Consider the following 11,610-nt stretch of genomic DNA (forward strand, 5'->3'; position numbering starts at 1 on the left):
GTATATATCACTCTGCAACTTCTGTTAGCTAATTAGTTATGTAGCCCACAATATCGATAATACGATTTCCCCTGTTTCTTTCTTTTTTATTCATCCTGCTTTATATTATCTAGCTCGATTAACTCAATGGCTACTTCTTTCTTAAAGTTTTTTGTTATCCACTCAGTTTTCTTCCTATTAACAATAAATTGATAGATAAGTATAATAACAATTAAGATAAAGAATATGGATGCCGATATAAAAAATCTAGCTAACCAATTTTGTTTTTCAAAAAAGTAGACACTTATCCCCATTGATGTAACAACCAAGCCAAGTATAAGCTGTAACATTTTTGAATTATTTATTATTCTAGGTTTGAAGTCATCTTCAGATATCTTTAAATCCCTAATAAATAGACTTGCTCTATGAACTGGATTAACAAACCATGTAAGTACAGCTACCACTGTACCTACAACTGTAAATGTACTCTTATTTATAGCTGAAAAAATGAAAAGAATCGTGATTGGAATTAACAAACCTGCTACTTTCCATAAAAAACGCATAACTTTATCTTTCCAAGATAAGTCAACCTTCTGATATTTCTGAGGAACCACAATATTTAACATCATAGAAAACGCTATGAAACCTGGGATAAAGGCCCCAGAACGAGCTACCATCTCAAAACTATTAACCATTTTTGAATATAATTGACTATACTTTTCAAGATAAACTAGGATAGTTCTTATCCCCTCGTAAGATGGAGAGAGGTTGTTAAACAATATGGTAACATTTAAAAAAGTAAAACCTAGCCAGAACACTGTTGCTTGCAAGAACGCTATGAACAGGTAAAAAATTATTAATATAAAGGCTATCTTTCTTTGTCTTATAGCCTTCAAAAACTTTCTTATAACAATATATAATATATACCCATTTATTACTAAAAGTACTAAGGAAACAAAAAATAATAGTAATACACTATGATATGCCCGAGAAATATATAACAACCATATATATCCTAGTTTATTTATAATAAATGGCGCTCCCCAACATAAACTATAAATTATTAAAATAGTATGTTCTATGTCAATGTTACCGTTTTTAAAATAAGCTTTATATTTCTCCACCAAGGTCTACCTTTTAACTTTTCTTAATTGTAATTACTTCATTCACTAATTTAGGAAAATTATAATCAACTCGCTTTTCTTTTTCATAACAATGACGTTTTAAAGAAGAATAGCGAAGATATAAACTAAATAAATACTATTAACAGTAATAGTTGAATCATAAAACCTCCTACAGCGAAATCCCCTTCATATTTGCTTCAAGAATGGGCATCTCAACACCTAACTCCTGACCTGTCTGATAGACACTTTGACAACAGTAGAAAATATCCTGTTTATCATTGTGTAAGGTCATAATTTTTCGAGTCAGCTCATTTTTCGCAAACATGACTTTCATGGCTTTTCCTGCAATCCAAGCGGGAATTTTGTATGGCAAGAGTTCTGCCTTATAAAGCTTCAAATTTACGCCACGCGCTTCTACGACTTTCAAAGCCTCTCGAATGGCCTTGATGGCCAATGACAATTCCGAAGAACTATTCATCAAATTCAGAGCCAGCTGTTCTGGATTTTCCAAATTTCCTGAACGAGCAGCTGTCGAAGTAACACCCGCATTAATCGCCATGTGAATCCAAATCCACTCGACCATATCATGAGGAACTTCCCACTTCAAATCTGCAGAAGTCAATAAATCTGTCAGATCAGCATAGTTAGAAATGTCTGCTTTTTGCTCACCTTCTAGCATTAAATGGTCGAACAAGACACCATCCAAATGGTCCTCATGCATATGACCGCCCGCTGTCGGAAAAGCCAGAATATAGTCGTAATCTCCTGCCCACTCTTGAACCTCTTTTCGTGTATTCCAGAAATTGCAGAAGAAAACGAGGGTGCCTTTGATATTATTTTTTCGCAAGGTTTCCACAGCTTCTTTGACAAAGCCATGACGAACACTCAGAAAAATGAAATCATATTCCGAATCAGCTTCTGCCAAACGAACCTCATAGGTGTCGTGTTTGTTTTCACCTTTGGAATGATAGCGACCATCTAGCAAATCAACCGAGAGTTTTTGGGGAACATTGTTTTTCTTACTGTCTCTCAGTACGTGTTCTACTTTATGACCTACTTTTTGAAAAGCGTAGGCGTAAGTGGTCCCGATAACTCCGAGTCCTAGGATTGCTATTCTCACCTAAAAATCAATTCCTTTCCCAAACTCAACCACACTATCTGGTTCATCACTAAACAAAGTCACATGCCCCATTTTGCGGTTGTGCTTCGCTTCTAGTTTACCATACATGTGGAGGTGGGCGCTTGGATTTTCTGTGACATAACGCTCAGCTGCTTCGACGTGTTGGCCGAGGACGTTGAGCATGACAGCTGGCGCATGGAGGTTGATTGCTGGAAGTGGTGCTCCGAGAACGCCCAAGATATGCGTGTCAAACTGTGAAAAGTCACAGGCTTCGATTGAGTAGTGCCCTGAATTGTGTGGACGGGGTGCGATTTCGTTGACGATGATGTCATCAGCTGTCGCAAACATTTCCACACAGAGGGTACCAGAGAGGTTAAGTTGCTCAGCAATCTTCACTGCCATAGCTTTAGCTTTCTCAGCTAGACTGTCAGGAATGCGAGCAGGAACGATGGTTTTAGAGAGGATATTGTTGCGATGGATATTTTCCTGAACTGGGAAAACCGTCACATCCTTGCCATTACCAGACACGATGACCGAAATCTCAAGGTCGAAGTTAACGAACTCTTCTAAGACACACTCGGCCGAGTTAGCAAGGGCATTTGCCTCTTCCAAATCGTCGGCTGATGTGATGACTTTTTGACCGTGGCCATCGTAACCACCTGTCGCTGTCTTGAGGACGTATTTTTTAGAAAGGTCAATATCTTCCAAATCAAGGCTAGATGTCACAACCTTGTAAGGAGCAACTCTCACTTGAGCCTTGTTTGAGAGGAAGTCTTTCTCAAAGATACGGTTTTGCGAAATGCGAAGCAGGTCTGTTCCTTGTGGGAGCTGGCCGTCTTTGATAACAGCGTCAAGGCCGTCAGCGTCGACATTTTCAAACTCATAAGTGAGAACATCACAGCGGTCCGCCAACTGGCGAAGGGCGTCTACGTCATCGTAGGGTGCCACGATGACCTCAGACACACGAGAAGATGGACAATCTGCTGCAGGATCAAGGGTAATAACCTTGTGGCCCATGTAGATAGCTGAGATAGCCATCATCTGACCGAGTTGGCCACCACCGATGATACCAATGGTTTTAGTTGAGCTCATTTGTAGACTCCTCTGCGATTTTTCCTTGTTCTTCAGCAAAGTTAGCAAGTGCATCTGCAATGGCCTTGTCTTCTACTGAGAGGAGACGGAGGGCAAAGAGGGCAGCGTTAGTCGCACCAGCTTCACCGATAGCCATGGTTGCGACAGGTACACCACCCGGCATCTGAACGATAGAATAGAGCGAATCTACACCGCTAAGAGCACGTGATTTGACTGGCACTCCGATGACTGGAAGGGTTGTTTTAGCAGCAACCATACCTGGCAAGTGAGCAGCGCCACCAGCACCAGCGATGATGACCTTGATGCCACGGCTACGTGCTTCTTCGGCATGTTTGAACATGAGGTCCGGCGTCCGGTGTGCGGAAACAACTTTCTTTTCGTAAGCGACGCCGAAGTTGTCGAGGACTTCAGCGGCTTTTTGCATGGTTGCCCAGTCGGATTTTGAGCCCATGATGATGGAAATTACTGGTTTAGTCATAATTTTTCCTTTTCTTTTTTGATAATGGTCTTAGGTGGTGGGGACGGAAGCAAACCTTCGGTTTCATTCCTAAACTTTGAGCCTAAGGTCTCAAAATTTCCCCCGACCAGAACAGATGCTGTTCTGGTCTTTTCACCACGGCGACCATTATCGGATTGGCGACTTCGTCGCCTAAAATAGCATTGATATTCGAAAACTCAAAGAAAATCATAGAGTGACAAGGCAAAGCGACGAAGATAGAACTAAAGTTCATCAAGGAGCTTTAACACAGTCAATCGAAGGTTTTCAAAGAGTTTTATTTATTCGCCTTGCTACCGATATCCGTACGGTAGAAGAGGCCTTCTGTGTTTTGTTTGTTGAGTTCGTTGTAGATGATGTTTTGGCCGTCTTTGACGGTGTCTGCTGTTGTGACCAACATGTAAACACGTCCTCCGTTTGAGAGGAGGTCTTGGCCATTTTCAGCGAATTTGGCACCGGCATAGTAAGTGATGATGTCACCCTCTGTCTTGGCCGGCAACTTAACACCTTTTTCATAATCCAATGGGTAGCCGTTTGAGGCTACAACCACACCCAGTGTCACACCCTTATCCGTCCAAGTGATAGTTGGCTCTTTACCATCCAAAATGTCAGTGATATTTTGCGCAAAATCAGAAGTCAAACGAGGCAAAATGATTTGCGTTTCAGGATCGCCAAAACGTGAGTTGAACTCGATGACTTTAGGGCCGTCAGCTGTCAAGATAAGACCAGCGTAAAGGACACCAGTGTAAGGACGACCTTCTTTAATCATACCTTCAAGGACTGGCTTGACAATGGTGTCAACCGCTGTGTCAACCACGCTCTGTGACAAGTGAGGAACCGGCGCATAGGCACCCATCCCACCAGTGTTAGGGCCCTTGTCCCCATCATAAGCACGTTTGTGGTCCTGAGCCGTTGGCATAATGTAGAATTTATCTCCATTGACAAAGGCAAAGAGAGAAAACTCTTCCCCGTCAAGAAATTCCTCGATGACCACTCGCGCACCTGAATCACCGAATTTATTGTCCAAAAGCATCTCGTGAGCAGCTTCGACGGCTTGATCAACCGTTTCAGCAACGACGACACCTTTACCTAGGGCCAATCCGTCTGCCTTGACGACGATTGGAGCACCTTTTCCCTCGATGTAGGCCTTGGCTTCCTCGAAATCTGAAAATGTGCCATAGGCTGCTGTCGGAACGTCGTATTTGACCATGATTTCCTTAGCGAAATCCTTAGACCACTCCAGCTCAGCCGCAGCCTTGGTCGGACCAAAGGCTTTGAGTCCTGCCGCATTGAAATCATCCACGATACCAGCCGAAAGCGCATCATCTGGACCGATAAAGGTCCAAGCAATATCGTTCGCTTTTGCAAAGTCAATCAGCTTAGAATGTTCGGAAATTCCGATATTGATCAAATCAAGACCGTCCAATGTCATCCCGTCATTACCAGGAGCTACGAAAACTTGCTCAACGTCTTTAGACTCCAATAATTTCTTGGCAATCGCATGTTCACGACCACCAGAACCAACAACCAAAAGTTTCATTTGAAAGATACCTCAATATCAAATAAGACTAGGGGCAAATGCCCGTTAACGACAATCATTCGGAAAAATTAGCAATTTTCACGAATTATACATAACCATTATAACATATTTGTTCGGAGATATGGGTGTGTATCCAAATTTGGACATAAAAAAGGCGGCCACTTGGACCACCTATTGGGAGATTATGAAAATGAAAAAAGTTATTTAGGATTGATGATAGTATATCCTGAGCAACTTAAGGGAGGCTTAAACGCAAAAATATCTTCATTTTCCTGAAAAACTGCGAATAGGTAGGTGGAGGTTAAAATGAAGAAAAAATTACTAAATTGTCTCTTACCGCTAGCCTGTCTAGCGACTGTTTCGGTTTCGTGTGGCAGCTCTGCTCAGGCGGCTGTCCTCGGAGATGACTATCCTTCCTCTTGGAAATACGGTGGCTTCGGTGTCGATCCATGGACCATGTACTGGCGTCAGTGCACATCCTTTGCGGCCTATCGCCTCAGTAACACCAACGGTTTCACCCTACCAGTAGGTTATGGAAATGCCATCACTTGGGGCAGTATCGCACGTGCCAATGGTCACCGTGTGGACATGAATCCTGCTGTGGGGAGCATCGCCTGGTTCTCAGCTGGTGTCAATGGAGCTGGTCATATGGGGCATGTCGCTTGGGTTGCGGAAGTTCATGGTGATCAGGTGACCATTGAAGAGTACAACTACGATGCGGGTCAAGGTCCTGAGAAATACCACAAACGTAGCTTCCATAAGAGTCAAGTGTCTGGCTATATCCATTTTAAAGACCTCGAACCAGGAGCTCAAAATGGAAATCCTACTAACCCTTCTATCAAAGTTGGCGATACCGTCCGCTTCACAGGAACCTTCCGTGTCACATCTGTGTCAGGAAATACCATCACCAGTCAAGATTTAGCTGGAGGTACACCAACTAAACACAATATCGTTGATCCTGGACCGGTTCTTGAAGTTGATGGACAAGGCAATCCAACTTCAGACCAGTACCTCAATCCTGGTGAAACTTTTACCATTCCAGGTAACTTCAAAGTGCTTGCCATTGACCCACCAAGCGATGGTATCCTTGTTCAAATCGGCAATCGCAAGACTTGGGTAACTCAGTCTGTCATTGAAAAGGTTTAAATCTATTGAACAATCGTGAGAACGGTTGTTTTTTTGATGGTATGAAACAAAAAAGCCCAGCCAGTGCTGAGCTCTTAGGAGATTTATGAAAAAGAAAAGTTTTTTAGGATGGTATTAGTATAGCTTGGGTAGCTTAAAGGAAACTTAAGGAATCTAAAAAACATCCAATTTCTTGGATGTTTTTGCAAATTCTTAATGACGGAAGTGACGAACGCCTGTAAAGATCATTGTCAAACCATGTTTATCAGCCGCTTCGATTGACTCTTGGTCACGGACTGAGCCACCTGGTTGGATGATAGCCTTGATACCTGCTTTAGCAATTTCTTCCACGTTATCTGCAAATGGGAAGAAGGCATCTGAGGCAAGAACAGCACCATCAAGACGGTCTTTAGCTTGCTCAATGGCGATACGGACTGAAGCCACACGGTTAGTTTGACCAGGGCCAACACCAAGTGTCATATGGTCGTTAGTCACGATGATACCATTTGATTTGACGTACTTGATAGCTTTCCAAGCAAACTCAAGAGCTGTCGCTTCTGTTTCAGTTGGTTGGCGTTTCGTAACTACTTGCCAGTCAGCTGGACTTTCTTTAACAACGTCTTGGTTTTGAACGAGAAGTCCACCGACAACACCAGTGTATTCTGCTTCCACTTCGCTAGCATCTTGAGCGTCAAATGGCAACTCAAGGATACGCAAGTTTTTCTTCTTGGTTGTCAAGATTTCAAGCGCATCGTCTGTGTAGCTTGGTGCAATGATGATTTCAAGGAAGACACCATGCATTTTCTTAGCTGTCGCAACATCCACTTCACGGTTGAGGACTACGATTCCACCGAAGATTGACACTGGGTCGGCTTCATAAGCGTAATCCCAAGCTGTTTCGATGTCGTCAGCTTGACCGATACCACATGGGTTCATGTGTTTCAAAGCCACAACTGTTGGACGGTCTTTAAAATCACGGATGATACGGATAGCAGCATCAGCATCACGGATATTGTTGAATGACAATTCTTTACCGTTAAGCTGTTTAGCTGAAGCAATTGAGTAAGCCGTTGGCAAACCTTTTTGGTAGAAGTCTGCGTCTTGTTGAGGGTTTTCACCGTAACGCATTGGTTGCTTAAGGTCATAAGTCAAAGTGAGTTTTTCAGGTTTTGTTTCACCCACTTGAGCTGTGAAGTATTCCGCAATCAAAGCGTCGTATGAAGCTGTGTGACGGTATACTTTTGCTGCCAAACGTTGGCGAGTTTCGTAGCTTGTTTCGCCGTTCGCTGACAATTCGTCAAGCACAACCGCATAGTCAGCAGGGTCTACCACAACTGTTACGCTAGCGTGGTTTTTAGCTGCTGAACGAAGCATTGATGGACCACCAATATCGATGTTTTCAACCGCATCAGCGTAAGTCACGTCTGGTTTGAGGATAGTTTCCTTGAATGGGTAAAGGTTGACCACAACAAGGTCGATCAATTCGATATTATTGTCCTTAGCCGCTTGAAGATGGCTATCAAGGTCACGACGAGCGAGAAGACCACCGTGGATATTTGGATGAAGAGTCTTCACACGACCGTCCATCATTTCTGGGAAACCAGTCACATCGTCAATGGCAATGGTGTCAACACCGGCATTGTCAAGGGCAACTTTGGTACCACCTGTTGAGATGATATCCCAACCAAGTTTTTTGAGTTCTTGGGCAAATTCAACGATGCCCGCTTTGTCTGAGACTGAAATAAGTGCTCGTTTAGTCATTTTCTTTCTTTTCCTTTTTTAAAAAAGTTCTTTATCTGCTACAGTCGAAAATTTTCTTTCAGCTCTAGCACTTCCTTATTTTCGTGTAACTCCCAAACTATCCAACACTTCTGGATAGAGCTTGTACTCTGTTTCATGGATGCGAGTTTCGAAAGTATCAAGGGTATCACCTTCAAGGCGTGGCACACGGACTTGTTTGATAACCTTACCAGTGTCCACACCAGAATCCACCCAGTGAATGGTCACACCAGACTGGTCAACATCTGCATTCCAAGCATCCTCAATACCATGAGCACCTGGAAATTCTGGAAGGTAAGCCGGGTGAATATTGATGATACGGCCTTCATAAGCTGCTAGCAAGGTTGGGCCAACGATTTTCATATAACCCGCCAAACAAACCAAATCAATCTGGTGTTCATCCAAGAGTTTGACAATAGCTTCTTCGTAAGCTGCTTTATTGTCAAATTCCTTGAGTTCAAAGGCATAGCTAGCTACACCTAGATTTTTGGCACGTTCTAAGACATAGGCATCACGGTGATCTGAAAAGACAAATTCTACTGGAAATTGTTCCGCAATCACCTGGAAGTTTGAGCCGTTGCCAGAGGCAAACACAGCAATCCTTTTAGCCATTATTTAATCACCACACTTGCGCCATCTTTCTTCACAATTCGACCGATTTCATAAACAGGTTCGTCAAGAAGTTCTTTGACACGTTCCACATTTTCTGGTTTCACCGCAAGCATGAGACCAATACCCATATTAAAGATTTCAAACATTTCTTCGTGTTTGATGTCACCATATTTTTCAAGGGCTTTGAAAATTGGAAGTACTGGGACCTTGCTTTCGTCAATTTCAGCAGCCAAGTCATCTGAGAACATACGTGGTACATTTTCGATGAAACCACCACCTGTGATGTGGGCAATACCGTTAACCAATTCTTCTTTAATCAATGGCAAAGCTGCTTTGACGTAGATACGAGTTGGTTCAAGAAGAACGTCTTTAAGTTTTTTGCCTTCAAGTTCTGGGAGGACTTCTTCACCTGTGTAATCAGCAAAGACACGACGAACGAGTGAGTAACCATTTGAGTGGATACCGCTTGAGGCAAGTCCAAGAAGCACATCACCTTCAGCTACTTTTGAACCGTCGATGATTTGTGATTTTTCAGCGACACCTACCGCGAAACCTGCCAAATCATAGTCGTCTTCTCCATACATACCAGGCATTTCAGCAGTTTCACCACCAATGAGGGCAGCACCAGCTTGCACACAACCTTCAGCCACACCAGCAACGACCTGTTCCAATTTAGCTGGTTCATTTTTACCAGTTGCTACGTAGTCAAGGAAGTAAAGGGGTTCAGCTCCTGCAGCGATGATATCGTTAACACACATAGCTACACAGTCTTGACCGATAGTATCGTGTTTGTCGTACTTGATAGCAAGCATGAGTTTAGTACCGACACCATCTGTACCTGAAATCAAAACGGGCTCTTTGACACCTGTTTTTGAAAGGTCAAACATACCACCGAAGCCACCGAGAGCTCCCATGACACCTGCACGCTCTGTACGGGCAACGTGTTTTTTGATACGTTCAACAACTTCATAACCTGCTTCAACATCCACACCCGATTGAGCGTAAGCATTTTTATTTGTCATTTTATTTATTCCTTTTCTTTTTTCGAGAAAGAGTGCGACGTATTTTTAGATGAACCATCTTTTTATCTAAAAATACTAGTCAGGTCTCTAGCTTTGACCCCATAGGGCAAAGTGTCTACTGACAAATGCTTTAGCTTTTAGTCAGTAGTGAGACGTGGAGCGTAAGCATTTTTAGACATAATTTTTTCCTCTTTTTTCTTCTGCACTGCTCTTAATAGAAAGAAGTGTGTTCTTTCAAACTTTCCAAATAGCGTTCTTCGTAATCGTACAATGGTGTTGGATATTTACCATCGAAGTAAGCCACACAAAGGCCACCGTTCGGTGCATCTGTGTCAATTCCAATAGAATCAATCAAGCCATCAATAGACAAGTAAGTCAAGCTATCCGCACCAATGATTTCGCGTGTTTCCTCAACTGTATGATTGGCCGCAATCAATTCCTTACGTGTTTGAATATCGATACCGTAGAAACATGGATAGGCAAGGGCTGGACTACCGATTGCTACGTGAACCTCTGTTGCTCCTGCTTCTTTTAGCAAATTAACGATACGACGTGAGGTCGTCCCACGTACAATAGAATCGTCAATCATAACCACACGTTTGCCTTTAACAACACCTGATACGGCAGAGAGTTTCATACGAACCCCTTGCTCACGTAATTCTTGTGTTGGTTGGATAAAGGTACGTTGAGTGTATTGGTTTTTAATCAAGCCCATTTCATTTGGCAAGCCTGATTCTTCTGCAAATCCCATGGCTGCGCTAAGTGATGAATTAGGCACACCAACTACAATATCTGCTTCATGTTTGAATTCACGTGCCAATTGAGCACCCATACGTTTACGAGCTGTATGGACATTGACCCCTTGGATATTTGAATCAGGACGGGCAAAGTAAATATACTCCATTGAGCAAACAGCCAATTGGGTGTCCGTTGTATAGTTATCGTAAGTAATGCCATTATCATCGATGATAACAACCTCACCTGGATTCACATCGCGAATCCACTCTGCTCCAACCACTTCAAAGGCACAGGTTTCAGATGAAACCACAATAGCTCCATTGCCCATCTTACCAATAGAAAGGGGACGGAAACCATTTGGATCCAAGGCTGCAATGAGCTTGTCCTCAAGCATGAGGAGGTAAGCAAATCCACCTTTAACAGTGTTCAAGGCTTCTTTCACCTTACCCATGAAGGATGGGTTATGGCTACGACGAATCAAGTGGGCCAAAATTTCTGAGTCAGAAGTCGAGTTAAAGATTGCACCATTTTTTTCCAACTCACGTCTAAGTGACTCTGCATTAGTCAAGTTCCCGTTGTGGGCAAGTCCAAACTGATTGTCATAAAACTTAAACAAGAAAGGTTGAATATTGTCTACAGAAGCTTCACCAGCAGTCGCATAACGAACATGACCGATAGCAGCTGTTCCAGTTAGCTTGTCCAAGTTGGCTGGATCACGAAAAACTTCTGAGAGAAGCCCCATATCACGATGACGCTTCAATTGACCCGCATCATTTGAGAGAATTCCTGCTCCCTCTTGACCACGGTGTTGGAGACTGTGAAGTCCGAAATAAGTTAATTTGGCAGCATCTGGGTGACCCCAGATACCAAAAACACCACATTCTTCATTAAGAGATTTAACTTCGTATGTCATTTTTTATACCTTTTATTTTTGATATTTTCCTTATGCAAGGCGAACGAAAAACTGTTTCTAGCCTCTCATT

At 42.8% G+C, this 11,610-nt stretch carries 10 protein-coding genes; 1 reads left to right on the forward strand and 9 read right to left on the reverse strand.

Features of this window, described 5'->3' with window-relative positions; translation table 11 throughout:
* Positions 1-86: 86 nt before the first annotated feature.
* The 5 genes from AX662_RS10780 to purD all read right to left on the reverse strand — a co-directional run bounded on the left by AX662_RS10780 (position 87) and on the right by purD (position 5,351).
* Positions 87-656: a hypothetical protein gene (locus tag AX662_RS10780; RefSeq protein WP_197414693.1), complete on the reverse strand. Its 570-nt coding sequence runs from the start codon at positions 654-656 to the stop codon at positions 87-89.
* 616 nt (positions 657-1,272) lie between these two features.
* Positions 1,273-2,223: a ketopantoate reductase family protein gene (locus tag AX662_RS07945; protein ID WP_060972125.1), complete on the reverse strand. Its 951-nt coding sequence runs from the start codon at positions 2,221-2,223 to the stop codon at positions 1,273-1,275.
* On the reverse strand, positions 2,224-3,315 hold the full coding sequence (gene purK, locus AX662_RS07950) for a 5-(carboxyamino)imidazole ribonucleotide synthase (RefSeq protein ID WP_060972126.1): 1,092 nt from the start codon (positions 3,313-3,315) through the stop codon (positions 2,224-2,226).
* Positions 3,302-3,793: a 5-(carboxyamino)imidazole ribonucleotide mutase gene (gene purE / locus AX662_RS07955; RefSeq protein ID WP_006150912.1), complete on the reverse strand. Its 492-nt coding sequence runs from the start codon at positions 3,791-3,793 to the stop codon at positions 3,302-3,304. The genes purK and purE overlap by 14 nt, the downstream gene beginning before the upstream one ends.
* Before the next feature lie 295 nt (positions 3,794-4,088).
* Entirely contained in the window at positions 4,089-5,351 is a 1,263-nt protein-coding gene (purD, locus tag AX662_RS07960) for a phosphoribosylamine--glycine ligase (RefSeq protein ID WP_060972127.1), read from the reverse strand.
* Positions 5,352-5,657: 306 nt separating this feature from the next.
* Between purD and AX662_RS07965 the strand changes: the two genes are divergently transcribed.
* Positions 5,658-6,497: a CHAP domain-containing protein gene (locus AX662_RS07965; RefSeq protein WP_060972128.1), complete on the forward strand. Its 840-nt coding sequence runs from the start codon at positions 5,658-5,660 to the stop codon at positions 6,495-6,497.
* 192 nt (positions 6,498-6,689) lie between these two features.
* Here the strand turns inward: AX662_RS07965 and purH are convergent, their stop codons facing one another.
* The 4 genes from purH to purF all read right to left on the reverse strand — a co-directional run bounded on the left by purH (position 6,690) and on the right by purF (position 11,540).
* Positions 6,690-8,237, reverse strand: coding sequence for a bifunctional phosphoribosylaminoimidazolecarboxamide formyltransferase/IMP cyclohydrolase (gene purH, locus AX662_RS07970; RefSeq protein WP_060972129.1), 1,548 nt, complete (start codon positions 8,235-8,237; stop codon positions 6,690-6,692).
* 75 nt (positions 8,238-8,312) lie between these two features.
* On the reverse strand, positions 8,313-8,867 hold the full coding sequence (purN, locus tag AX662_RS07975) for a phosphoribosylglycinamide formyltransferase (RefSeq protein ID WP_060972130.1): 555 nt from the start codon (positions 8,865-8,867) through the stop codon (positions 8,313-8,315).
* A complete protein-coding gene (gene purM / locus AX662_RS07980) occupies positions 8,867-9,889 on the reverse strand; it encodes a phosphoribosylformylglycinamidine cyclo-ligase (RefSeq protein ID WP_060972131.1) in 1,023 nt (340 codons plus the stop codon). Before purM ends, purN begins: the two co-directional genes overlap by 1 nt.
* A gap of 211 nt (positions 9,890-10,100) precedes the next feature.
* Complete coding sequence (gene purF, locus AX662_RS07985; RefSeq protein WP_060972132.1) at positions 10,101-11,540, reverse strand: amidophosphoribosyltransferase; 1,440 nt, start codon at positions 11,538-11,540, stop codon at positions 10,101-10,103.
* Between the last annotated feature and the right edge of the window lie 70 nt (positions 11,541-11,610).

It is taken from the genome of Streptococcus sp. CCH5-D3, assembly GCF_001556435.1.
Taxonomy (GTDB): Bacteria; Bacillota; Bacilli; order Lactobacillales; family Streptococcaceae; genus Streptococcus.